Raw genomic sequence first — 22,979 nt, 5'->3', positions numbered from 1 at the left:
GTACTATGACTATTCAAATCTCACAACGACAGGTCCTAAGGCGCGATAAGTGGTTGTTGTCTTGCCTTACTTGGGTGCCGATCTTATTGGCAATCAGTATTTGGGGGGTATTCTCTGCAGGCATTGCCAGAGATCTCCCTATTGGCGTGGTCGATTTACAGCACTCACAGTTGTCACGCAAGATGATTCAATCTCTTGACGCCTCATCCACCCTTTCTGTTGATTACCACTACGTCAGTTCAACAGAGGCCAAAAATGCGATGATCGAGGGTGATATCTACGCTTATGCTGTGATTCCCCCTCAATTTGACCAAGACATTCTTTTGCATCGCCAACCGCAGCTATCGGTCTTCTTCAATAGCCAATACATTTTGGTTGCGAAACTGATCAACTCAGCGGTTGCGCAGTCTCAAGGGTATTTTGATGCTCAGCTAGAAACCATGGGTAACTTAGCAAAGGGGAATACCACAACGCTTGCTGCTGTTGGTCAAGCAGTGCCGATTTCGACTCAGATTACGGCCTTGTTCAACCGTAACACCAACTACGCTCAGTTCTTGGTGACAGCGATTGTTCCGGCGATCTGGGAGATCTGTATCGTGGTCAGTACCATTTTGATCCTCGCAGCGCATTTTCGTCTTTATGGAAATGGCAACAACAGCTTCGCGTTCTTAGGCGACCGCCCTTTCACTCGACTAAGCAAAATTCTAAGCCAGTACATTCCTGTCTTTATGGCGCAAAGCGCACTGTTCTTAGTCTGGTTCTATATGGTGCTTGATTGGCCGATGGAAGGCAGTTACTTAGTGATGTTGTTGGCGCAGTTCGTAACGACTATCGCATGCATCATCATGGGGGCATTGTTCTTTTTCCTATCGATGGACCCAGCACGTGCGATGAGCTTTGCTGGCGCATTTACCGCACCGAGCTTTGCATTTATGGGGATAACCTTCCCGGTTTCCGACATGAACGCGTTAGCGCAAGCATGGCGAGGCTTATTGCCGATTACGCATTACATCGAAGTTCAAGTGGATCAAGCAAACTACGGCGCAAGTGCGGCACAATCAATCGGCTCACTCTGGCCGATGGCTGGGTACGTTATTCCGTTATTGATGACGGCGGCTTTGATGGCAAAACATCGTAATACCGCCTTACTCAATAGCGCAACTCGTGCTGATGGTAAACAGGGGGCAATATGAACTTATGGCAATTGATTAAAACCGAGTTACGCTCAGTGATGACCAATCCTGTCGTGGTACTTACTGTCTTTGGTGGCGTAGTGTTTTACTCGTTCTTATACCCACTTCCGTACGCGCAACAAACGCCAAGAGAGCAGCCGATTGCAATTGTGAACCTCGATGGTAGCCAAACCAGTTTAACTCTAGAGCGCATGGTCGACGCCACGCCTCAGGTTAAAGTCGTGACACGATTACACACGATTGCAGATGCAAAACAAGCATTCCTAAACCGTGAAATCACCGGCTTTTTGGTGATTCCAGAACACTTCTACAAAGACTTGATGCTTGGAAGTAGCCCGACTCTGGCTTATGCAGCTGATGCTTCCTACTTCTTGGTCTACGGCACCGTGGTAGAAGGCTTGGCAACAGCAGGCGGTACGCTTGGTTCTCAAGTTAAAGTAAGCAAGATGGTGATCGATGGCGTGCCACTGAGCATGGCGAGCCATGACTACTCGGCAATCAAACTCAACATGAAGCCTACCTTCAACCCAACCATGGGCTACATCGAATACGTAGTGCCAGCGGTGTTTGTATTGATCCTTCAGCAAACATTGATCATGGCAGTCGGCTTGCAGACAGGTACACAACGTCATGGTCGCGGGTATTGGTCTCAGGTGCCAACGGGCGCTCTGCTACTTGCCAGAACCTTGGTCTTCGTAGCTATCTACTACCTACTCAGCGCCTACTACTTTGGCTTCAGTTTTGAACGCTTGAACGTCAACCATGTTGCCAATGCCGGTGAATTGTTGACCTTGCTGTTACCGTTCTTGCTTGGCTGTTGTGGTTTAGGTTTGTGGCTCGGTTATTTGCTACCAAGGCGCGAGCTCGTGACATTGGTCGTGCTGGTTAGCTCAATGCCATTAATCTTCTTAGCAGGCTTTATTTGGCCAGTTGAGTCGATCCCTGCCCCGCTACTTTGGTTTGCAGACTTGAGCCCAAGTACGTGGGCAATCAAAGGCTTTTTAGCACTCAACCAAATGGGCTCAACGTGGCAACAAGTAGCTAAACACTGGACCGCACTTTGGGTTCTGACGGTACTTTGGGGCGGCGTTGCCTACTGGATTGCCAAACGCAATACCAAACCAGTAGTAACAGAAAGCTTAGGTTAACGGCTGTTTATCCAATAAAACCAAGGGGCTCACGTAGCCCCTTTTTGTTTGCGTAGATAGTCTAATGACTGAGTTGAGCAGAAGAGTCGTTGGCTCGTTTATGGACAAAAGCTTCTTAGGTTGTTTGTACTACTTAGGTTGGTTGATATTAGAAATAGTTAGGGTGATGTTTGATTTTTAACCATCTCCCTAATGATATTGGCAATGTTTTCTTATACCAGATTTTAATATTGGCGTGATCTGATCCAACACATTAGATAAATGTTATCTGAATAAGACCAACAGCATAAAAACGACCCAATCCGAACATCTTTCTATAATTTCTTTACTATTAATATCAGCCTTTCTTTAAATATTGGAATAACCATAACCAATGTAGAGACGGAAAGTGAATATTTCAGACCAAATATATCTGTCATCTGACCAAAAAAGAAAGATCCTATCGTCATAGCTAAGTACATAAAAGTGTATGATATCGATATAGTTAAACCTATGTTTTTTCTTTCTCTACCCATACGTTGAATTTCTCTATTAATAATTGTCACCTTTATCGACCATAAGAAACCGAAGATAGCGATAGAAAAGGATGTGATTATAGTTGAGTAACTCACAAATAAGTTAGTTATTAAGATAGTTAAAGACAAGATAATTGTTATTAATTCATAATTAAAGCTATTAATTTTAATCGATGATACTTTCTCCTTAATTAAAAATGCGGGTATTGCACCAAGAATCATGAGAGACATAAGTAATGATTGGTATGATTTATTTAAGCCTAGTTCATGTGATGATATATAAGGTATTAATGACCATAAAGCACTACCACTTAAAAAGAGCATAACAGAATCAAATAAACAATTTTTATACTCATGACTCATGATGTTTTTATTATAAATACTTCTATTTTTTTCCTTTATCCTTACCCTTTCCATTTTGCAATTGATTGATTTGATTGATATTATTGTCGTTATTGCCACTGGTATCGTAATTATTAATAATGACTCAAAAAATCCTAAAATAGAATATAAATAGCCAGACATTAACGTCCCTAGTATTCTTACAATAGCAAGTGATATGCTATTTATACTTGCTGAGGTATTAAGCTGACTCGCATCGATAATACTGGCAATATATGATTGCATTGCAATCACTCTTACTGCTGCAACCGAAGAAATGAAAAAAGTTATTATTAAAATAAATTGTATAGATTGGAAAAATTGCATTAAATAAATAAAAAAAGCGATAGATAAATTTGATATGAGTATTATTTTATCCTTATCATATTTATCGCTAATGATACCTGATGCAATACTAAATAAAGCTATTGGAGCGTTAATAGATATAAATGCCATCACGCCAATTGAAGCTGAGTTTGAATATTCAACAAGCAACAGCATTATTGAGGTATTAAAAAAACCATATCGAAAAGTTACCAATTATATTATTAATAACGGCTAACTTATATTTTTTATTCTGCTGTAAAGGTGTAACTAATAAACAATCATTCATTTGGCATTCCTTGAACACTGATTTGTCACGAAGCCCTATAGTCTATGCTGAAGGTGCTTTCTTAGTGATCAGGCTTACCTAAATTCACTCAGCAATAGCTACCCCCAGCCAAATATGAGATGACTGATGGTTGCTATGAGATGAGATTAAATTAAAAATTACCATAGACTACATATACCTTTTTGGCATGCCTCCGTCAATATTTAAATGAGGTATTGATAAACAGTAAATGAAACTAATCTAAAATCATGTAAATAGGACATGAATGAGTAATAGGTCTAACTCAAAACGGGGCAAAAACGGTTTAGAACAACAGAACTAAACCGTTTATAACAGGTTGGAAATAGGACTTTCAAACCATAAATCGTAGCATGAGGCTATCTAACGAAAACTTGGGATAACCGCTGGTATTCCTGGTAGTAGACCAACCAACGCCATTACACTTGTTAGCACAATAAACATAATGCCAGGCAACACCCAGCGGCTCATTTTACTGAGTTCCCCACTACGTTCTTTACAGCCGACCAAGCCTAAGTTATCTAACAGCATTGTGAGAGACCAGCCAAATGCAGGGTTAACGAGCGCTGAAGAAAATACAACAATCGCCGCCGATTGTGTGGTTTTCCCTTCACGCGTCATTTCCATTCCAGCTTCTAGCAAAGGCACAAATACCCCAACAATGAGCGCAACACAAAGTACAGGTTGCCAGATCGCTAAATCCATTGGGTAACCCCAAACCGCGGCGATGATACAGAACAGTGCCGTTAGTAACGCGCCGGCAGGAATAGGACGTTTAGCAATAGCCGCCGGAACGATGTAAGTCCCCCACGAAGACGTAAAGTTAGTACCACCGAGCAGAGAACCGAACGTCTGACGAATTGACGCTGTAGTCATCGTATCGTCGATGTTCATATGTACTTTTTCTGTACGTTCTGGATAGCTGATTTTTTGAAACACTTGATGCCCTAAAAAATCTGGCGACCACATGGCTACGGCTAAAATAGCAAAAGGCAATACCACCATGAAATGCTCAATCGTAGGCAAACCTAGCATCCAACCCGTATCTTCCCCCCACCAATACATAGGGTTCATATTGGGTAAGCCGGGCTCGGTTTGAAAAGAAAACGGAGCGCCCATAGCAAAAGCTAAAGTACCGCCTAGCAAGCAACTAAGAGGGACAGCTAGCCAACGCTTACGAAAATGTTCCAGTAGTGCATATAAAATAATGGTGCAAAAGATCACGACAAAAGCGATGTGGCTCATCCCTATTCCCTCTGCCCAAGCGAATAGCTTTTTCACTTGAGAGACGGTTCCAACAAAGCCAAGGTAGAGCAATAAACCGCCACACACGCCTTTACTGGTAAGGTTTGCCAGCATACTGCCACCTTTACTAATCGCTAGCAGTATCCCAAAGGCGCCAATCAACAAGCCAAAGGCCATAGGGTGCCCGCCTGCTGCAACGACGATAGGAATTAATGGGATGAGTGGGCCGTGTGTACCTGCGAGGTTTGCGGTAGGTAGTAAAAAGCCTGAAAAAAGAATAATGAAAACAGAGGCGATGAGTAGTTCATAACGAACGTTTTCTAAAATAAAGCCTTCATTCAGCCCTAGCGCCCCAGCAAAGGTTGCTGCGATCGCTCCCACCATAACGACTTTACCAATGGTCGCGGCCATCGCTGGAATGGTGTCTTCTACCTCGAATCGATAGTCTTTAAATGGCAAATTGGGACGCCAACGTTTAGGCGCCATGATTTGCAACTCGTGCTCTAAATATTGTTCTCGGGACTCAAATTCCGAGCTTGGCTTATGTTGTTGTTCGTAAGTGAGTTCATCCTCACTGGCTTTGGGCTTATCTGTTCCAATATGTACGGACTCTAAAGTGCTGCTCATTATGATTCCTTTCGTTCACACTCTAAGGTGTGTTTTTCCAACCAACGTTGTTTACTCACTAAACGAAGATTAAGCGAGTCGTTGTCTATAAATTCTCTGCTACAAGAACTCGATGACTGATCTTTATGAACTCTTAAAATTCAGCTGCTAGTACCTTATACCAAACGAAAAAATACAAATAGTCTCAGGTGGTTAGACATTAGTCGTAGGGTTCGGGCTAACGGTATGAACGTTGTGATGGGATTTGATAGACTTAGCCCAAGGTCTTTGGCGAAAGCGAACAAAAGGTGTGGAAGCGTGGTGAGCCAACAGCAACAGAAAGCTTGGGTTAGCGGCTTTTTATCCAATTAAGAAAGGGGCTCACGTAGCCCCTTTTAGTCTGTTGATTCATTTATCGCAATTGGTCTAACAGCGCATCAACTGGATAACAGCTTTCGAAACACTCGCTGCTTCAATGTCTTCCAGCGCACCAGCAACAAACCAATGGCGATTAAGATATAAATCGTTGGCTCCGCTACCTCTGACTTCACCGACCAATAGAAATGAATCGGCGCCAGTATCGCTGCCAAATAGACCCAGTTATGCAGTTTTTGCCATTTAGGACCCATTTTACGTTGAATGGATTGAGTCGAAGTCACTGCCAGAAGTGACAAGATTACCCACACTGCTGCACCAACGGTCAAATAAGGGCGTTTAACGATTTCGGAAGCGAGTAAACTCCAATCTAATCCTAAATCGAGCACAGCAAACGCAACCAAATGAAGTACTGCCCAGAAAAAGCTGTAGAGCCCGAGTAGTCTCCTAACTCGAACTAACAAACCCTGCTTGGTCCAACGCGCAAGCGGAGAAACTAACAAGGTAATAAACAGCGTATTCAGCGCGCTAATACCTGTGTAATGGATAATCCCTTGAACAGGGTCACCACCTAAGTTGTCGGTATTAATCGCAATGACCAGCAGACCTAAGAAACCGAGAGAAACAAGGTGGATCAGGACTTTAAGCGCAATGATGTGTTTTGGCGTCAGCTTTCTCAATAGAACTTCCTCAGATCCATATTCTTATAGAGATGCGCCACCTCTTCCTCATAGCCGTTGAACATCAATGTTGGCTGTCTGCGAGTGCTGAGTACACTGCCCTCTCCGATGAAACGCTCGCTTGCTTGGCTCCAACGCGGATGGTCAACATTTGGGTTCACATTGGCGTAAAAACCGTATTCATTTGGCGCTAAACGATTCCACGTTGTTGGCGGTTCTCGGTCAGTTAAACGAATTCGAACAATAGACTTGATGCTTTTGAAGCCGTACTTCCACGGTACAACTAAGCGAAGTGGCGCACCGTTTTGTGGTGCAAGCGTCTTTCCATACAAACCCACAGAAATCAGCGCGAGCGGGTTCATTGCCTCATCAAGACGAAGCCCTTCGACGTAAGGATATTCAATACTGCTAAAGGAGCCTTGGGCTGGGAACTGTTTCGGATCGTAGAGAGTTTCAAAAGCAACGTATTTCGCGCTACTTTTTGGGGCCGCCATTTTGATGATGTCCGCTAAAGGAAAACCAATCCACGGAATGTTCATTGACCACGCTTCGACACAACGTAAGCGGTAGATTCGCTCTTCTAGTGTGAACTTACTAAAGATATCATCGTGGTCGAGCTTAATCGGGTTATTCACCAAGCCGTCGATCTCAACCGTCCATGGGTCAGACACAAACTCAGAAGAGTTTTTCGCAGGATCAGATTTATCGGTACCAAACTCATAGAAGTTATTGTATTTCAGAACCTTACTTTCAGGAGTAAGAGAAAGATCCGCTTGGTACTGTTGTGGCTTCGCCGCGCTAAGGTCAATTCGATTGTCTGAGACTGGCTTCTCCTTTGAGGAGAAGATATCCAAAATGCCAGCTTGTGCATTTGCAGCGAGTGGCATGCCGACAACCGCAATGCCAAGCTTTTTGAGTATTTCACGACGTTCTTTATAAACGGACTCTGGCGTCGCTTCGTTTTCAGATAAAGCCCAGCGATGGTTCTTCTTAATCCACATAATCTTCCCCGAATGAGTTCATACTTTAGTAAATAGCGAACTGGTAATACGTTGATTTAAACAGACCGTAGCAAAAACAAATTTATTTCATAAAAAACAAAAAGAGACACGCATTCAAGTTAAGCTTTTTGCCCAGTAGAGTTGCACTCATACTGCCTCTTTTTTAGTTCATTATTAACCAAATCTAAAAACTGATTTAGGGATTAGCCCTCTTATCATTAACAATCGCAACTCTATACTGGCACGGTTCCCGAACTTTCGAACCAAGAGCCTTGTGATGATAGCGATTTCCTCGACCTTAAAATCCGTTCTCGAAAAAACACTGCCGCTGACTGTCGGCCTTTTTGCGATCATGTCAGTACAACTTATCGACGCGGTGTTTATCGGCATGCTTGGCGTGAACGAGCTTACCGTGCAAGGTATCACCATGCCGTTCCAAGCTGGCTTTATTGGCATTCAAGTCGGCATTGGTGTTGCTGCAACGTCGATCATCTCACATGCTTTTGGTGCAAATAATACGCAACGCGCGACAAATACCGCTTCACTTGCATTACTGGTCGGCAGCGCTTTTATCGCTCTCATTGGATTTGCGTTGTGGTTGATGGAGCAAAGCGTGTTTTCTGCGTTTGTCTCTGTGGAAGACAGCGGCGCACAATATCAACAGCTCGAAACGTTATTTAGTCAGTTCTGGGGCTTATGGCTGTTGAGCGCACTATCCAGTGCCGTACTGTATTTAATGACCTGTGTTTATCGTGCTAACGGCGATACTAAAGTTACTGGCTCTGTTTTTGTTATCGCAAGCCTTATCAACCTCGTGCTCGATCCGATATTTATGTTCGTTATAAACATGGGGATTGCAGGTGCTACATTAGCGTCGATGCTTGGCTTTGCCATCAGCGCGGTTTACATGATGAACAAAGCCAAAGGTCGTCAATGGTTCGCACCTTTCTCTTCGGCTTTAGCTAGCAAAGACGATGTTGCTCTGCTGATCACAACCACGATTCCAACCATGATGAATCAAATTCTACCGTCCGTTAGTGCTTTCGTGACGGTTATGTTCATCGCTCATCTTGGTACTAACGAAATCGCATTTTGGAGCTTATTAAACCGAGTGGAAAGCTTCTTGCTGATCTTCACGCTGGCACTCACCATGTCTTTGCCACCAATGATTGGCCGTGAACTCGGTGCCGAACGTTTTGATTCAATCCAAGCGCTCGTGCAATCTGCTTCTCGCTTTGTGATTCTGTTCCACTTGGCCATCGCAACTTTGTTAGTGGTGAGTTTACCAATTGTTGTTCCTCTACTATCGGAGGACAACACAATGCAAGAGTGGTTAAATCTAGCACTTTGGGTGATTCCGTTTAGCTACGGCCCTTTAGGTTTGTGTATGGTTGTCACTTCTATCTTCAACGCATTGGGTAAACCAAAAACAGCCCTATTCGTTTGCTTCGTAAGATTGATGGTTCTGTACATCCCAGCGATTGCCATCGCCTCGTTACAGGGTGACATTTTTACAATCGTCATCGCGGCGACAATTGCTAACGTTCTAGCAGGCTTGTTTGCATGGTTACAACTTACTAGCTATGTAAAACAAAACTTGTCTGCGACTCAAGCGTCGATGTTGGAAGTAGAAGCAGTGAAGTAGCAACGGATTTTGTTTGTAGAACTGAGATAGCTAAACGCTTAGCTTCTCTTCATCCTGGCTGTTTTAGGGCAAAGCGATTTAGAAAGGTAGTTCAGTTTGTAGCTCTCTAGGTAAGGCTTTGTATTGAAAACATCGTAGCAAGTGGTCATCTTCGCTTCACCACTGAAATACACCGATAATCAATAATACCCGGGATATTTCTAGTGATTAAATGTGTTAGTCTTGGTGAAATAAAGCAAATATGGAACCTGTTTTTATGTTGGGTAAGTTCACTAAGGTGATTGACTATTTCTCTGATATGGGTGTTCCACCTCAAACAGTTGAACCCCTGTCAACTCAGTTTAAATTGCTCTCACTAAACCCATCAGATATCTTGCTCGCACAGGGCTCCCAGCAGGACTATGGCTTTTTTATCATGTCCGGAATACTTAGAGCTTGTCATTACGGTGAGAACGGTCTTGAGCGATGCAAAGAGTTTTATTTTAAAGATGAGCTATGCTTCCTCTATTCAAGTTGGTTGCAGGGATTGCCTGCCCGATATCAAATTGAAGCTATTACAGCTGTAGAAGTCATAAGGATCCCCCTGAATTTACTGGCATTGCCTTCGTTCTCACAAGCCAAAGTCACACTCTTACAGCAACAATTAATATTCAAGGAGCAGAAAGAAGCCCTGCTGTTACTCCACACACCTGAGCAAAGGTATCAGCACTTACTCCAGTATTGGCCACATTGGTTAGCCAAACTTAATAACATTCAGATAGCCAGCTATATCGGTATTAGCCCAGTCAGCCTATCGAGATTGAAAGCCAGAATAAAAAGCTAAATATAAAAGGTAGAAATTAACTTTAGTTAATTCCTACTTCGGAACATCTACGCATAATCCCACCTCCATATTTATTCTAAATTTTGTAGGAGGGAAGCATGTCGGCATTTCTTTGGTCCCAAGTATTGATAGCAATCGCCATCGTATTCGATCTGATATCATTTCAATTTAAAAAAAGACAAAAAATTGTTTGTTGCTTATGTGCATCCGGCATCTTGATTAGCACCCACTTTGTTCTACTAGAGCAATGGACCGCCGCAAGCCTAATGTTACTTGCGAGCATCCGCTACTTCACTAGTATCTTTACTACATCGAAAAGGTGGATGTTTCTTTATTTAAGCTCTGCCTTAATGATCACTGTGGTGACCTTTGTTGACCTAATCAATTTGCTTAGTTTTGGCGGAACGCTATTTCAGACCACAGCTGCATTTTGCAAAAGTGATCAACGCTTACGTCAATTAATGATTGTAGGAACTTTGCTCTGGCTAATACACAACTACCTCGCAGGTTCTCCTACTGCTGTACTGATGGAGTTGTTGTTTATTGGCAGCAATATTATCGGCTATTGTCGTTATTATGGGATACATTTGAGTCTGTTGACTCAAAAAAAGTCCACATAAATAGATGCCAATACTTACGTGACAAACACTATAAAAACGTTAGTTTTGGCAAAAAAAAAGAGCGAGCTTATAGCCCGCTCAATATGTTTTAGATTGTTAGATTACTTTTTAGACCAAGCAAACTTTTCAAATACTTTGTCTACCGGCGTGTGAGCTACGTGGTTTACGTAGTTACTGATCACTTTTTGCGATAGACCAAGGATCACTTCTAGAACCTGTTGCTGACCGTAACCTGCCTCGAAGAATGCCGCTAGGTCTGCTTCTGATACATTGCCACGCTCACGAACCACAACAAGAGTGAAGTCTTTTAGTGCTTGAAGCTTTTCCGTTGGCATTGCTTCATCGTTACGCAGTGCTTCAATCAATGCTGGGTCAACCTTCATTGAGTGCGCGATCCCAGTGTGTGCCGGGACGCAGTAGTGACACTCGTGTTCAACATTGATGGTTTGCCACACCACTGTTAGTTCTTCGGCATTAAATGATGTGTTGGTGAATTGCTGATGCAGTTGCGTGTAAGCTGTTAGGATTTGAGGAGACTCAGCCATTACTGCGTAAAGACCAGGAATCATCCCCATCTGCTTTTGTGCACCTTCAAGGATTGCTTTGCTTTTTTCTGGTGCTGACTCAACAGTGTGTAATTTAAATTCGCTCATTTTTCTCTTTCCCATTCTCTAATTCATTAACTTTACTGACTTATTTTACTTCTGGCTCTAGCAGCACTTTGGTTACGAGCAGACGAACCGTTGGTGCTACAAGGGCTAAAATTAACAGTGCAGATGGCACCATTTGTGAAACCGCATTTAACCATGCATCAAAGAATGCGCCGTTCTCTGGCAGTGTTTTAGCTACCATGATGGCTGGCATGCTAAGAAGCATAGTAGGTAAAACCATAGAAACCATTAGTGGGTATTGGAACTTACGTGAAAACTTTTTCATGATTGACTCTCTTATGCCTGACTTCGATTGGCTAACTGATGGGGTCATATTAGCCCCGCCCATCACAATCAAAAATAGACAACATTGAACTTGAATCTTTCATATTTGAATGATTAACTCAGAATGCAATCCTCAAGAGCGATCAATTATGAAAGCAAAAGACATCTCCAATCTCTATCTGTTTTGCCAATCTGTCGAGTGCGGAGGCTTTGCAGCAGCGAGCCTTAAAACACACGTTTCAGCCCCAACGTTATCAAGGGCGGTGGCAAGTCTTGAGGATAAACTGGGTGAAAAACTGGTACACCGGAATGCAAAACAGTTCCAGCTCACGACAGCTGGCGACGAATATTACCAGCGCTTCGCTGCCCTATTTATGCAGCTGAATGATGAATGGACGCAGCTCTCGAATAGTCAGCCAGTATTAACGGGTGAAATCCGAGTCTCTTGCCCTGAGCCATTTGCTGATAATTTCCTGCAAAAGATGGCGATTGAGTTTATGCAGCTTCACCCAGAGGTCTCCGTAACCATTCAATTTAGCGCAGGCACAGAACGTTTCTTTGATGAGCAGATTGACCTTGCGATTGTGACGACCCCACCTCACGCCAATCATTTAATACAGCGTCAGTTGTTTGAATCACCATTAATGCTAGCGGCATCACCTAGCTATATTGAAAAACATGGTCTGCCAAAACGAGCTGAAGAGTTGATGAACCATCAGCTACTCTCAGGTAATAACTTGCCATATTGGGAACTAAAAGAAGATGGTAAGGCGATCCGCATTCCCTATCAGCCTCGTTACTCAATCAGCAGTCTGCGTTTAAATATTGATGCGACAATAGCAGGAGCTGGGATCTGTATGATGCCAAGAGCAGCCTTTGAAAAGCACGCACAAAGCAAAGAGTTAGTAGAGGTATTGTCAGACGTTGAATACCCAACCGGTAAAGCATTCTTGGTGTGGGCAGACAGAAAACTGATAGCGACCAGAGTGGTTGCCTTTAGAGATATGATTTTTGAACGGTTTGGGCAATCGGCGGAGTTTCTGGCTTCGATTCACTCAGAGCGAGATTCGTAGTTATTGTTTTTATGAAATGAAAAACGCCAGACTAGACGAACTAATCTGGCGTTTATTATGTGAATTTAACGATTACTTTTTACGAAAATATAGGAATGCATTTAACCAAGCTAATCCAAGAATAATCAGTGTCATTACCGGTGGCTTAGACTGAAGCGGTAGCACTTCTGCCGGCACGCTTGGCAATAAGTGAACATAAACCGCGACAATCATAATTGCGGTCGTTAATAGCGTTGATAGTTGCATCGCTTTATCTTTAATCGGTGCTGCGAGTGCCTTATTACCAATCACCACCACCAGTAGCAGGAAACCTGCAAAAATCTCACCTAATTGACCCGCCCAACGAGACAGAGTCGGAAAAGGCAGTTCACTCAGTGCGATTTGTTTTGCGAACATAGTCGTAAACGGGTCAAAGAATTTTACTGTTCCCGCCATCACCATAAAGGCACTAAGAAGACCCGTTAAGATCTTCTGAACTTTCGTCCCTACGCTATCGGTTTTTTCATAGCTACGAACCAAAAAGACACCCGTAAGGAGTAGCATTGTGCCGATAATAGATAACTCAAGAATTAGTTGTGATGTGCTCATAGGAAGCCTTCATTATGTGTTAGCAAGTTGATGGCGCTATTTTACGAAACACAATAGAGTTCAAAAATAGACAGGTTTGATTCTTATTCATTCAAAAATGAATGATTGAATTGCGTATGAGTTTGCCTCCTAGACAACTTTGAAGCCTCAAAGCAGAAGTTCATTTACCGAGAATTGCACATCGTTTACGTTGTTTTACATTACACAGACTATTATGCGTTCCAACTATCTAACCTTTTCAATACATTGATCTAGCTAGATTAATTACTACACTTAAACTTCATACTTACGACTGGATTTTGTTGATGATGACTACAAACAAGCAAGTATTCGCTCTTTCGTTTATCACCCTATTGTTGGCTGGTTGCTCTCCATCTTCAGACGTAAAAGCTAATAGAAGCCTCGATGATTACAAAGGTTCAGCTAGCATTACCCAAGGTCTTGCAACAACAGTAAAAACAAATCTTTTTGAATGTGAGAACGGGAGAAGCCGAGTTGCAGGTATCGGTGAAATTCCTGATGCTGACGGCAAGGTGTGGACCGTCCCGGCACAAAACCATTTCACAACTGCGCCAAAAGCAGCCGACCTTTATGAGGAATGCGCCAATATCACTCCTAATAGCATTGCCGATGTTGATGAAGACTCTGTACCGGTGGCTGTTATTGATTCAGATGGTGAAGAGATCACTGGTTATATCTTTGCTGACAACTACTTCGAGTTATATATTAATGGCCAGCTTATTGCAGTAGACACTGTACCTTTCACACCGTTTAACTCTAGTATCGTCAAGTTCAAAGTAAGTAAACCATACACTATTGCTGTAAAAGTAATTGATTGGGAAGAAAACTTAGGTTTAGGTACAGAAGATAACCGCGGTAAGGCATTCCACCCAGGTGATGGTGGCTTTATCGCAAGCTTTAGTGACGGTACTGTGACAGGTTCCGACTGGCAAGCACAGACATTCTATACTGCGCCAATCTATGATCTTAGCTGCCTAAGTGAAGTTGATGGCGATAACCTTGAAAAACTGCGCTTATCGGAGAACTGTACAACAGAAGGCACGGATAACGGTGAAAATGCTTATGCAGCTCACTGGGAAACCCCAAACAACTGGATGGCAAAAGACTTTGACGCAACTTCATGGCCTCAAGCGACTGAATATTCAGAAGATGATATTGGTGTGAACAACAAAAAATCTTATATGAACTTCATCGAGAAATTCAGTGGGGCTGGAGCAAGTTTCATTTGGTCAACAAACGTTGTATTGGACAATGAAGTTCTACTGAGATACGAAGTGAAATAGCTTTAACCTCTAACCTAAAGCCCGAAATCTAATTTCAATATAAAGGGACTCAAATGAGTCCCTTTTGTGTTTTTGAGCTGCTTACCTTATAAAACTGGCACGTGATGCGCTTCCACTTTGGTTTTGTGAATGTGGCTCATCTTATGGGTATTAACGAAATCTGTTCCGCTCCTAAAGACCGTTTTCACTTTAGTCGTGAGCACGGCAATGTTGTTACCAAAGACGACGTCCGTGTAACGGGCATATTCACACATCGTAGTCTTAACACCACGCTCAGCGAATCCCTTCTCCATCCTACGAGAGTAAGTAACGAAGTCTGCAGGTGTGATTTTTTCGTTTAGTTTCGAGTTGCTTGTCACTTCACTTATCACATCTGCTGGCTTCAACGATTTATCGAGGTTTTCTAATACCTCCACTGCTTTTTTAGGATGCACCGTTGGTGGTCTTTCACAGGTATACATTTCGTAGAGGTACTCAACAACTGTCTCAATATCTTCTTTATCGTGTCCACCCATCAAATAACTCCCGTTACCTACTGCACCGCCGGAAAATTTGCTCTCGCCATTAAGATGCTTAACTAAATTCCCGTCTGGCTTGATGCTGACACCAATATCGAAGAAGTAATCTCCAGCATTTAGGGCAAGTAAAGAGACCATATTCTTCGCAAAAGCTGGGCTGCCATGGTTGATACTTGCCTCATACAATTCAGTCACCTTCTTGGCAATGACTGGCGTCGCGATGTTTTTCTTGCTCAGCAATTCATCAACTGAAACAAACTTAACATTATCAGGAAGCTCAACGCGTGAGTCATAACAGGTTCGCCCCTTAGTGCGTCTATCAACATATATAATGTGTTTTACCTTCGGGGTGATTTTTGCATTACTAATGACGTTCAGTAGACCATGTTCCTTTTCAACACTGGGAATAATATTGTCTTCACCACTTTCCGCTTTTGTATTAACCCAACAATAAGCAACGGTCTTGGTTGGGAGCTTGGAAAAACTCGGTTTCGCGCACAACAAAGAACTAAGCCCACCCTTTTTCTTATTTTCTTTTAATTGAGTTAAGGTGACTTCAGTATTTTCACTGTTGCGTTCAGCCATGACTCTTTCTCGATTTGCAGCCCAACGCTTATTATCTTCTTGTGTCACTTTAAGCTCTTCTTTTCGAGCCAGACGTTGTTGTTCAGCGCGTTCTTGAGTTGATTGTTGTAGTTGTTCTGTATGGTTACTTGGTGAAGATTGATATCGCATTAAACTGCCCCTAAATACCAAATGTAAGAATTTGTTACAATATGATAGTTCTAACAATTAGATAAATAGTGGCGACAAATTAACCATTAAAATAGATATTTTTACTACTCAAAAGCTCATCATGAAATCTCAAAGGGCTATTATTCCCTTTCTTTTAAGATAACTGTTAGTTTAATTAATTCACAAAAAGAATGAATTGAAGCATTATTTATTCACAAGATTTAAACAACGGCAAAATAAAAAAGAGACTCATATCAGCCCTCTCCTATTTCGAATTATCTTAGCTATTCGCTAAATTCCCCCCCCCTGCTTTGGTGAATACAACGATAGACGTTTACACCTCTATCCGTAATTCAAATTCAATATTATTGATAGCGACAGCTACTCCCATCTAGTTACCCCTTTAGAACGACAAACAAATGTATTTGAATAGGCTCAAACATAGAGCTTTCAAAAACTAAGCCCACCGTAAAGTGGGCTTGGTGTTGTAAGTTAGTAGTTCGCCTGAATTGTCATACCGCTGTAGCTAGAATATGCGTAAATCATGATGTAGTACCGCCCGCTCTGCGGTGCGGTCACTGTGCATGTTTCATTGTTGCCGTATTTGTATGGTCTGCAATCCCAGTTATTGCGTGTTGGTTTCGAGCCAAAGCGTACGTAGAGGTCAGCATCCCCATTTCCACCGATGGTTTGAACAGTTAGACGTTGGCCTGCCTCTAGGTCAGCATAGAAATAGTCCATCGCACCTGTTGCGCCACTCAAGCCATTCACTGGTAAACCAGAGGTTAGCTTGCCCTCAGGATCCGGTGTTGGATTTGGACCACCACAATCTTGACCACAGTCAGAATCCGCCAAGCTATAGAGCAGCTTGTTTACGCTTCCGCGAGTGTCTGAGACTTTTCCATTGGATGCTCGTTCAGCAATCAGTGCCTCTAGCTGGCTTGGTGATAATGCATTGTTTTCTTGAAGATATAGCGCTGCAACACCGGCTACATGTGGCGTTGCCATTGAGGTGCCACTGATGGTTTTGTAGCCACCATCATACCAAGCAGATTTGATTTGCGAGCCCGGTGCAAATACATCGACACAGCTACCCCAGTTTGAAAAGCTCGAGCGAGAATCTGAGCTCGTAGTGGAACCAACAGTAACGCCAGAAGCAACACGAGCAGGTGAATAGTTACAAGCGTCCGCATTAGAATTGCCAGCAGCCAGCATAAAGCTCACGCCAGACTGAACTACACTTTGCACCGCGCTATCGAGAGCGACAGATTGGCCGCCTCCCAAACTCATGTTGGCAACAGAAGGCCCTGAAGCGTTAGCAGCCACCCAGTCCACCCCGGCAATGACACCGGATGTCGAACCTGAGCCAGAACAACTAAGTACTCTTACACCAACAATATTCACGTTCTTTGCCACACCATACTGGCTGCCGCCAATGGTGCCAGCAACGTGCGTACCGTGTCCGTTACAGTCACTTGAGTCTGAATCATTATCGACAAAGTCGTAGCCAGAAACAGAACGCCCACCAAACTCGACGTGTGAATTGTTCACACCTGTATCGATGACATAAGCCGTTACCCCTGTACCATCAAAGTTGGCGTTGTAATTGCTATCAAGCGGTAGGCTGCGCTGATCAATTCGATCAAGGCCCCAAATCGCATTGCTTTGGTTCGCTTCTACCGAGACTATCGGTTCAAGCGTTAGCATTTTATCTTGTTCGATGTAGTCTACTCTCGGATCAGCACGCAGTTCGTCCAGCTGATTTGTATTCAACGTGACAACAAAGCCGCTAATTGAGCGATCAAATACGGACTCTACCTGTATTGAGTATAAGCCGGACATACTGTCCACCGATTGTTGCGTGGACTGTTGAAAATATGGAGAGTCGCTCGGCATCATTTGCGGCTGTTTAAAGACCACGATATAACGATCAGCGATGGCGACATCGTCCGGAGCGAGCATCAACGCTGCAGGGGCTTGTTGTAAATCAGAAGCACCTGGCAGATCCGTTGATTGAGAGTAAACGGAAGCAGAATGAAAACAGATTGCCGAGGTTATACAACAAGTAAGTAGTTTCTTTGACATAAAATGTTCCTTGAAATCATAGTGTTGTTGATTTTTACCTAGTACCAAACTGTCAACACGAAAACACAGACAATCAGCGTAATACGCTCAATACGTGCTGCAGTGACGTTACACGATTCAACCTAGAACAATGCGCAACCGGATGCGTAACTGATAATAATTCGTATACTCAGAAACATGACCAATTCCAAACGTTTCTTGAAATTGAAATGTAATGATTGACTCAGAGTTAGAGCAAACTCCCTAAAATAGAATAATTCTAAACATCGGACTTGTTGGCTGTTATATGTCCTCTACCAACGCCCTATTTGGGCGATAAAATCTCCACTTTTTCTTCAAACTAGAGACTCCAGCTCTCAAATTCATTTAATTGCATAATTGACCTAAATCAACGAACCTGTCGTTTATATTCTTTGCATATTTGTAAATGAAAGGTGACCAACTGCTTGGGAAGCTAGCAAAATCAAATCGTGCAAAGTTTGTGCGTTTTTAACATCGTTTTTTGCCATAAAAACCATCGATTTTTTGCATTTTATCGAATAAAACGATTGCTATACCGTGACTTCCAGAGCGTACCAATAAGAAGTACGCCGCCCTAGTGAGAGTGAAAAATCACTTAAAAAGGAAGTTATTATGAAAACTCTTATAGCAGTGAGCGTCTTGTCAGTCCTATCTTTCGGTGCCTACGCAGAGCGCCAATCTGCAGAGCCAATCAAGGTCATTGAGCCTATTTCTGGCCTTGATGCTAAGAAAGTAGAACTGGGTAAAACGTTGTGGTTTGAACCTCGTTTATCCGCCTCCAACACCATTTCTTGTAACTCTTGCCATAACATCGCAAAAGGTGGCGTCGATAACCTACCAAGCTCCATTGGTCATAAATGGGCCATTGGTCCTATCAACTCACCGACGGTGTTTAACTCGGATTTGAACTTTGTTCAGTTCTGGAACGGGCGCGCAAAAGATTTGCAAGAACAAGCGGCTGGCCCTATAGAAAACCCACTCGAAATGGCCTTTAGCCACCAGCTTGCGATCGACACGCTCAAGTCGATTCCACAATATCGCGAGTGGTTTAAAGAAGCGTATGGGACTGAGACCATAGATATTGATAACGTCACCGATGCGATTGCAACGTTCGAACAAACCTTGCGTACACCAAACGCACCATTCGATCTTTGGTTAAAAGGCGACGATAACGCACTCACTACCGCACAGGTCGAGGGTTACAACTTATTCAAAGCGAAAGGTTGTACAGCATGTCACAGCGGCCCTCTCGCTGGTGGTCAAATGTACCAAAAAATGGGCTTAGTGAAGCCGTTCGCAACGGATAACCCAGATGTGGGACGTAAAGCGATCACGGGTAATGATTTCGATAAGTTTGTCTTCAAAGTACCGACGCTAAGAAATGTTGAACTGACCTACCCTTACTTCCATGATGGCTCAGTTTGGGAGTTAGAAGAAGCGGTGTCGATGATGGCTGATTTACAACTTGGCCAAAAGCTGACGAAGGAAGAGTCTGGAAAAATCACTGAGTTCTTGCGTTCCTTAACGGGTGATCAACCGGAAGTGACGTTGCCTCACTTGCCGCCATCCACTAACGAGACTGCTCGCCCGAATATCTAACTTGTTCGAGCAAAAAACACAAAGGAGCCACAATTGGCTCCTTTACTACTTCCATTACCAACTAAACGCGTTAAGCAACGCTCACCGACTTTTTCATTGCACTACCTTGCTCAAAGAACTCTTCGTGCAGTGCACAAATCGCTTGTTTATACTCGCCATCACTGACCACAAACTGTACATTCACGTTTCTCATTGATGAATGGAGCGCGATCGGTGTTACCCCACTATTCATCAGCGCTAGCACGCCTTTCGCTAATGTTTTATTAGTGTCAATCTGAGAGCCAATTGCGGAGATCAACGCGACCATTTTTCCTGTAATTGATGCTTTAGGGTAGCACTTTTCGGCCTTGTAGAGCACTTTGTTTAAACTATCAATGCTGCCACCTAGGTAATAAGTAATTGAATTTGCGTTCATCTCCTTCCCAATAAGATTAACGCGAGCGTCCGCAATGATTTCCATCAGTTCGTAACTGACATTATCCACTTTGCCTACCATCGCTTGGTCAAACAAATGAAGTGCGAACACCTTTTGTTTACCTGCAATAATCTCAATACGATCATTCTCTGGGCGGTAATCTGCAGAGATTAACGTTCCTTGGTGCTCAGGCTCAAACGTGTTCTTTATCTGTAACTCAATACCGCTTTCACGTAGACCCGCTGCCGCATTGGGATGAATTGCTTCCATCCCTAAATTTGCCAGTTGATCAGCCACATCATAGTTGGTCGAGCCAATAGGGTTAACGTTATTTACACCAACCACTCGCGGGTCGGCAGAACTTAAATGGTATTCCTTATGGATAATCGCCAGATCAGCTTTAGTCATGGCAGCGATGCGACTGAACGTCATCTCACTGTAACCGCGATCATAGGTGTGCATTAAACCTTCTTTGCAGTAGGCATACCCTGTGACAATTGGCAATTCTTGAGCAACGTCAATCTCAGCAAAGGCATCAGAGATAGATTCATCCAGTGTTTTGGGGGGTTGGTTATCCCAACCAGAAAGATCGACAAACTTTGCGTTAATGCCGATATTTTTCAATTTCAAAGCCGTGTTATAGGCACTGTGTGCTTCACCTATCGAGGAGAGAAATTCACGAATTTGAGGCAAATAATGACGTAGAGAAAATTGACCATACTGACAAGTTTCAAGAATGTTGGTGACACAGTTTTTAGCTTCTGCGATGCGAGAACGGATGAATTTATCCGCACGCATTCTATTCATTGGGTCAGCAAAGATATGTTCATTGGTCAGTAGCATTCGACTTTCAACATAATCTAACGCCTCCTCCCATGCTTCATCTCGCTTGGCAATCAATTGATAGACGCCTGGCTTGCTGGTTTTTTTGCATTCCAGTAGTGCATCCGTCATACCACCGTAGGCAGAAACGACAAAAATACGGTTATAAGGGTTTTGTGGACGAAGGAGAATGTTATCAAGCACAGCATCGAATGCTGTCATCGAAGTACCGCCGATCTTTTCTACGGTAAATGTCATGAGAGGGCCTTAATGATTGGTAATTTGAAAGAAAGGAAAAGAAAATGGGGTGAAGCTTCACCCCATTTCAAATGTTTATAGAGTTAGGCTAGTCAACCAGAGGGTAAACGCCGTTCTCATCGTGCACTTCCGCACCTGTAATTGGTGGGTTAAACACGCATGCCATCACCATTTCTTTGTTTTTGTATGCACGAAGATAATGTTCGTCATGCTTATCAAGGATGTACAGTGTGCCGGATTTAATTGGATAGGTTTCGCCACCTACGACTTCAATCTCCCCTTCTCCACTCATGCAAAATACCGACTCTAGATGGTTCTGATAATGAATGTGCGTTTCTGTTCCTTCGTATATCGTCGTGATATGGAATGAGAAGCCCATGTTGTCATCTTTCAATAACATACGTACGCTTTCCCAGTTATCCGACACAACACGTCTTTCGCTATTGCGACACTCATCGAGTGTTCTAACGATCATAATTCTTTCCTTGCTATGATGCTTGTTTGAAATGTTTGCTTGCGATGGCTTCGACTGAGCCCTCGAAGATATTCAGCCCTTGCGTAAGTTCGGATTCTGAAATGGTCAATGGGCAGAAGAACTTCACGACTTCATCATTTGGTCCTGCAGTTTCAATCACCATGCCATTGTCGAAACAGGTTTTAGCAATATCGCCTGAGATTTCACCGTTCTTACATTCAATTCCGATCATCATGCCGCGGCCTTTGCGCTGTACAAACAACTCAGGGAATCGTTGAACCGAACGTTGAATAACTTCATCAACCATGTTTGAACAACGCTTAATGTGCGTTTCGAAGTTATCGTTTGACCAGTAAGCCTCGAGTGCTTTCGCAGCAGTCACAAACGCGTGGTTATTTCCTCGGAATGTGCCGTTATGCTCACCTGGTTTCCACTGATCAAGTTCTGGCTTTAAGAGCACGATCGCCATTGGTAGACCATAACCACCAATGGATTTAGACAGTGTCACCATATCTGGCTTGATACCCGATGGCTCAAAGCTGAAGAATGTGCCTGTTCGGCCGCACCCTGCTTGGATATCGTCAACAATCAATAAGATATCGTGTGCTTTACACAGCTTACTTAGGCGCTGCAGCCACGCGTTGGATGCCACATTTAGACCACCTTCGCCTTGCACGGTTTCCAGCAGTACTGCTGCTGGCTTATCCATACCCGCCGAGTTATCTGTCAACATGGTTTCAAACAGTTTAAGGCCGTCAATATCAGCATAACCTTCGAAAGGAATACGAGTGACGTTATTGAGACTAGAACCCGCGCCTTGGCGATGATGCTGGTTACCCGTTGCCGCTAACGCACCCGCCGTACAACCGTGAAAACCGTTGGTGAAAGCAACGATGCTACTGCGCCCTTTCACTTTCTTTGCCAATTTAATGGCGGCTTCAACGGCGTTGGTTCCCGTTGGGCCAGTGAATTGAACTTTGTAATCAAGCGCTCTTGGTTCAAGAATGTACTTATTCAAGGCTTCAAGAAAAGCGGCTTTTGCTTCTGAGTGCATGTCTAAGCCGTGTGTAATGCCATCCATTTCAATGTACTCAAGGAGCGCTTGCTTGAGTACTGGATTGTTATGACCGTAATTTAGAGATCCCGCTCCAGCAAGGAAATCGAGGTAACGTTCGCCTTGTTCTGTTTCTAGCCAGGAACCTTTTGCTTTGCGAAAGACAACCGGGAAACTGTTTGAGTATGAACGTACGTTGGATTCCTGCTTTTTGAAAATATCCATGATGAGACC

Annotated in this window: 20 protein-coding genes; 8 read left to right on the top strand and 12 right to left on the bottom strand. The window is 43.3% G+C overall.

The window, feature by feature from the left end; translation table 11 throughout:
* The first annotated feature begins 5 nt into the window (after positions 1-5).
* Together C1S74_RS02185 and C1S74_RS02180 are read left to right on the top strand one after the other, a co-directional pair.
* Positions 6-1,193 carry an ABC transporter permease gene (locus C1S74_RS02185; RefSeq protein WP_045403115.1) on the top strand — a complete coding sequence of 396 codons (1,188 nt, stop codon included), beginning with the start codon at positions 6-8 and terminating at the stop codon, positions 1,191-1,193.
* On the top strand, positions 1,190-2,341 hold the full coding sequence (locus C1S74_RS02180) for an ABC transporter permease (protein ID WP_045403112.1): 1,152 nt from the start codon (positions 1,190-1,192) through the stop codon (positions 2,339-2,341). The genes C1S74_RS02185 and C1S74_RS02180 overlap by 4 nt, the downstream gene beginning before the upstream one ends.
* 314 nt (positions 2,342-2,655) lie before the next feature.
* On the opposite strand, the gene C1S74_RS02175 is transcribed toward C1S74_RS02180, so the two are convergent.
* The 4 genes from C1S74_RS02175 to msrP form a co-directional block, all read right to left on the bottom strand.
* Complete coding sequence (locus C1S74_RS02175) at positions 2,656-3,738, bottom strand: MFS transporter (RefSeq protein ID WP_103415214.1); 1,083 nt, start codon at positions 3,736-3,738, stop codon at positions 2,656-2,658.
* A gap of 493 nt (positions 3,739-4,231) precedes the next feature.
* Complete coding sequence (locus C1S74_RS02170) at positions 4,232-5,740, bottom strand: DUF3360 domain-containing protein (RefSeq protein WP_045403106.1); 1,509 nt, start codon at positions 5,738-5,740, stop codon at positions 4,232-4,234.
* Between the two features lie 416 nt (positions 5,741-6,156).
* Positions 6,157-6,774: a protein-methionine-sulfoxide reductase heme-binding subunit MsrQ gene (gene msrQ / locus C1S74_RS02165; RefSeq protein WP_045403103.1), complete on the bottom strand. Its 618-nt coding sequence runs from the start codon at positions 6,772-6,774 to the stop codon at positions 6,157-6,159.
* The gene (gene msrP / locus C1S74_RS02160) at positions 6,771-7,775 is read right to left on the bottom strand and encodes a protein-methionine-sulfoxide reductase catalytic subunit MsrP (protein ID WP_045403100.1); all 1,005 of its coding nucleotides are present in this window, start codon (positions 7,773-7,775) and stop codon (positions 6,771-6,773) included. Before msrP ends, msrQ begins: the two co-directional genes overlap by 4 nt.
* A gap of 277 nt (positions 7,776-8,052) precedes the next feature.
* Between msrP and C1S74_RS02155 the strand changes: the two genes are divergently transcribed.
* From C1S74_RS02155 to C1S74_RS02145, 3 genes are all read left to right on the top strand, one after another.
* Positions 8,053-9,420, top strand: coding sequence for an MATE family efflux transporter (locus tag C1S74_RS02155; RefSeq protein WP_103415213.1), 1,368 nt, complete (start codon positions 8,053-8,055; stop codon positions 9,418-9,420).
* 256 nt (positions 9,421-9,676) lie between these two features.
* Complete coding sequence (locus C1S74_RS02150; RefSeq protein ID WP_045402835.1) at positions 9,677-10,243, top strand: Crp/Fnr family transcriptional regulator; 567 nt, start codon at positions 9,677-9,679, stop codon at positions 10,241-10,243.
* 98 nt (positions 10,244-10,341) lie between these two features.
* The gene (locus C1S74_RS02145) at positions 10,342-10,863 is read left to right on the top strand and encodes a YgjV family protein (protein WP_038872440.1); all 522 of its coding nucleotides are present in this window, start codon (positions 10,342-10,344) and stop codon (positions 10,861-10,863) included.
* 101 nt (positions 10,864-10,964) lie between these two features.
* Here C1S74_RS02145 and C1S74_RS02140 read toward each other — a convergent pair whose 3' ends face one another.
* Together C1S74_RS02140 and C1S74_RS02135 are read right to left on the bottom strand one after the other, a co-directional pair.
* A complete protein-coding gene (locus C1S74_RS02140) occupies positions 10,965-11,516 on the bottom strand; it encodes a carboxymuconolactone decarboxylase family protein (protein WP_045402838.1) in 552 nt (183 codons plus the stop codon).
* 40 nt (positions 11,517-11,556) lie between these two features.
* On the bottom strand, positions 11,557-11,799 hold the full coding sequence (locus C1S74_RS02135) for a DUF2798 domain-containing protein (RefSeq protein WP_045402841.1): 243 nt from the start codon (positions 11,797-11,799) through the stop codon (positions 11,557-11,559).
* 148 nt (positions 11,800-11,947) lie between these two features.
* On the opposite strand from C1S74_RS02135, the gene C1S74_RS02130 reads away from it, so the two are divergent.
* Complete coding sequence (locus tag C1S74_RS02130; RefSeq protein ID WP_045402844.1) at positions 11,948-12,871, top strand: LysR family transcriptional regulator; 924 nt, start codon at positions 11,948-11,950, stop codon at positions 12,869-12,871.
* Positions 12,872-12,943: 72 nt separating this feature from the next.
* On the opposite strand, the gene C1S74_RS02125 is transcribed toward C1S74_RS02130, so the two are convergent.
* Positions 12,944-13,459: a hypothetical protein gene (locus C1S74_RS02125; protein WP_045402850.1), complete on the bottom strand. Its 516-nt coding sequence runs from the start codon at positions 13,457-13,459 to the stop codon at positions 12,944-12,946.
* A gap of 305 nt (positions 13,460-13,764) precedes the next feature.
* On the opposite strand from C1S74_RS02125, the gene C1S74_RS02120 reads away from it, so the two are divergent.
* Positions 13,765-14,763 (top strand): hypothetical protein, encoded by a 999-nt coding sequence (locus C1S74_RS02120; RefSeq protein ID WP_045402852.1) that lies wholly within the window; start codon positions 13,765-13,767, stop codon positions 14,761-14,763.
* An 86-nt stretch (positions 14,764-14,849) separates the two neighbouring features.
* Here C1S74_RS02120 and C1S74_RS02115 read toward each other — a convergent pair whose 3' ends face one another.
* A complete protein-coding gene (locus tag C1S74_RS02115) occupies positions 14,850-16,016 on the bottom strand; it encodes a hypothetical protein (RefSeq protein ID WP_045402854.1) in 1,167 nt (388 codons plus the stop codon).
* A 492-nt stretch (positions 16,017-16,508) separates the two neighbouring features.
* A complete protein-coding gene (locus C1S74_RS02110; protein WP_045402858.1) occupies positions 16,509-18,101 on the bottom strand; it encodes a S8 family peptidase in 1,593 nt (530 codons plus the stop codon).
* A gap of 633 nt (positions 18,102-18,734) precedes the next feature.
* On the opposite strand from C1S74_RS02110, the gene C1S74_RS02105 reads away from it, so the two are divergent.
* The gene (locus C1S74_RS02105) at positions 18,735-19,721 is read left to right on the top strand and encodes a cytochrome-c peroxidase (protein ID WP_038872414.1); all 987 of its coding nucleotides are present in this window, start codon (positions 18,735-18,737) and stop codon (positions 19,719-19,721) included.
* A 70-nt stretch (positions 19,722-19,791) separates the two neighbouring features.
* Here the strand turns inward: C1S74_RS02105 and C1S74_RS02100 are convergent, their stop codons facing one another.
* The 3 genes from C1S74_RS02100 to ectB all read right to left on the bottom strand — a co-directional run bounded on the left by C1S74_RS02100 (position 19,792) and on the right by ectB (position 22,970).
* On the bottom strand, positions 19,792-21,216 hold the full coding sequence (locus C1S74_RS02100; RefSeq protein ID WP_045402860.1) for an aspartate kinase: 1,425 nt from the start codon (positions 21,214-21,216) through the stop codon (positions 19,792-19,794).
* 88 nt (positions 21,217-21,304) lie between these two features.
* Positions 21,305-21,691, bottom strand: a complete 387-nt coding sequence (locus C1S74_RS02095) for an ectoine synthase (RefSeq protein WP_045402862.1) — start codon at positions 21,689-21,691, stop codon at positions 21,305-21,307.
* Between the two features lie 13 nt (positions 21,692-21,704).
* Entirely contained in the window at positions 21,705-22,970 is a 1,266-nt protein-coding gene (ectB, locus tag C1S74_RS02090; RefSeq protein ID WP_045402865.1) for a diaminobutyrate--2-oxoglutarate transaminase, read from the bottom strand.
* Positions 22,971-22,979: the final 9 nt, after the last annotated feature.

It is taken from the genome of Vibrio hyugaensis, assembly GCF_002906655.1.
Classification (GTDB): Bacteria; Pseudomonadota; Gammaproteobacteria; order Enterobacterales; family Vibrionaceae; genus Vibrio; species Vibrio hyugaensis.
The sequence above is the reverse complement of the archived record's forward strand: the minus strand, read 5'-3'. Positions and strand labels throughout refer to the sequence as shown.

What these genes read in the sequence shown, in the direction of transcription:
- C1S74_RS02185 (WP_045403115.1), top strand. Translation starts at nt 6, where the DNA reads ATGACTATTCAAATCTCACAACGACAGGTCCTAAGGCGCGATAAGTGG.
- C1S74_RS02180 (WP_045403112.1), top strand. Translation starts at nt 1,190, where the DNA reads ATGAACTTATGGCAATTGATTAAAACCGAGTTACGCTCAGTGATGACC.
- C1S74_RS02175 (WP_103415214.1), bottom strand. Translation starts at nt 3,738, where the DNA reads ATGCTGTTGCTTGTTGAATATTCAAACTCAGCTTCAATTGGCGTGATG.
- C1S74_RS02170 (WP_045403106.1), bottom strand. Translation starts at nt 5,740, where the DNA reads ATGAGCAGCACTTTAGAGTCCGTACATATTGGAACAGATAAGCCCAAA.
- msrP (WP_045403100.1), bottom strand. Translation starts at nt 7,775, where the DNA reads ATGTGGATTAAGAAGAACCATCGCTGGGCTTTATCTGAAAACGAAGCG.
- C1S74_RS02155 (WP_103415213.1), top strand. Translation starts at nt 8,053, where the DNA reads ATGATAGCGATTTCCTCGACCTTAAAATCCGTTCTCGAAAAAACACTG.
- C1S74_RS02150 (WP_045402835.1), top strand. Translation starts at nt 9,677, where the DNA reads ATGTTGGGTAAGTTCACTAAGGTGATTGACTATTTCTCTGATATGGGT.
- C1S74_RS02145 (WP_038872440.1), top strand. Translation starts at nt 10,342, where the DNA reads ATGTCGGCATTTCTTTGGTCCCAAGTATTGATAGCAATCGCCATCGTA.
- C1S74_RS02140 (WP_045402838.1), bottom strand. Translation starts at nt 11,516, where the DNA reads ATGAGCGAATTTAAATTACACACTGTTGAGTCAGCACCAGAAAAAAGC.
- C1S74_RS02135 (WP_045402841.1), bottom strand. Translation starts at nt 11,799, where the DNA reads ATGAAAAAGTTTTCACGTAAGTTCCAATACCCACTAATGGTTTCTATG.
- C1S74_RS02130 (WP_045402844.1), top strand. Translation starts at nt 11,948, where the DNA reads ATGAAAGCAAAAGACATCTCCAATCTCTATCTGTTTTGCCAATCTGTC.
- C1S74_RS02125 (WP_045402850.1), bottom strand. Translation starts at nt 13,459, where the DNA reads ATGAGCACATCACAACTAATTCTTGAGTTATCTATTATCGGCACAATG.
- C1S74_RS02120 (WP_045402852.1), top strand. Translation starts at nt 13,765, where the DNA reads ATGATGACTACAAACAAGCAAGTATTCGCTCTTTCGTTTATCACCCTA.
- C1S74_RS02115 (WP_045402854.1), bottom strand. Translation starts at nt 16,016, where the DNA reads ATGCGATATCAATCTTCACCAAGTAACCATACAGAACAACTACAACAA.
- C1S74_RS02110 (WP_045402858.1), bottom strand. Translation starts at nt 18,101, where the DNA reads ATGTCAAAGAAACTACTTACTTGTTGTATAACCTCGGCAATCTGTTTT.
- C1S74_RS02105 (WP_038872414.1), top strand. Translation starts at nt 18,735, where the DNA reads ATGAAAACTCTTATAGCAGTGAGCGTCTTGTCAGTCCTATCTTTCGGT.
- C1S74_RS02100 (WP_045402860.1), bottom strand. Translation starts at nt 21,216, where the DNA reads ATGACATTTACCGTAGAAAAGATCGGCGGTACTTCGATGACAGCATTC.
- C1S74_RS02095 (WP_045402862.1), bottom strand. Translation starts at nt 21,691, where the DNA reads ATGATCGTTAGAACACTCGATGAGTGTCGCAATAGCGAAAGACGTGTT.
- ectB (WP_045402865.1), bottom strand. Translation starts at nt 22,970, where the DNA reads ATGGATATTTTCAAAAAGCAGGAATCCAACGTACGTTCATACTCAAAC.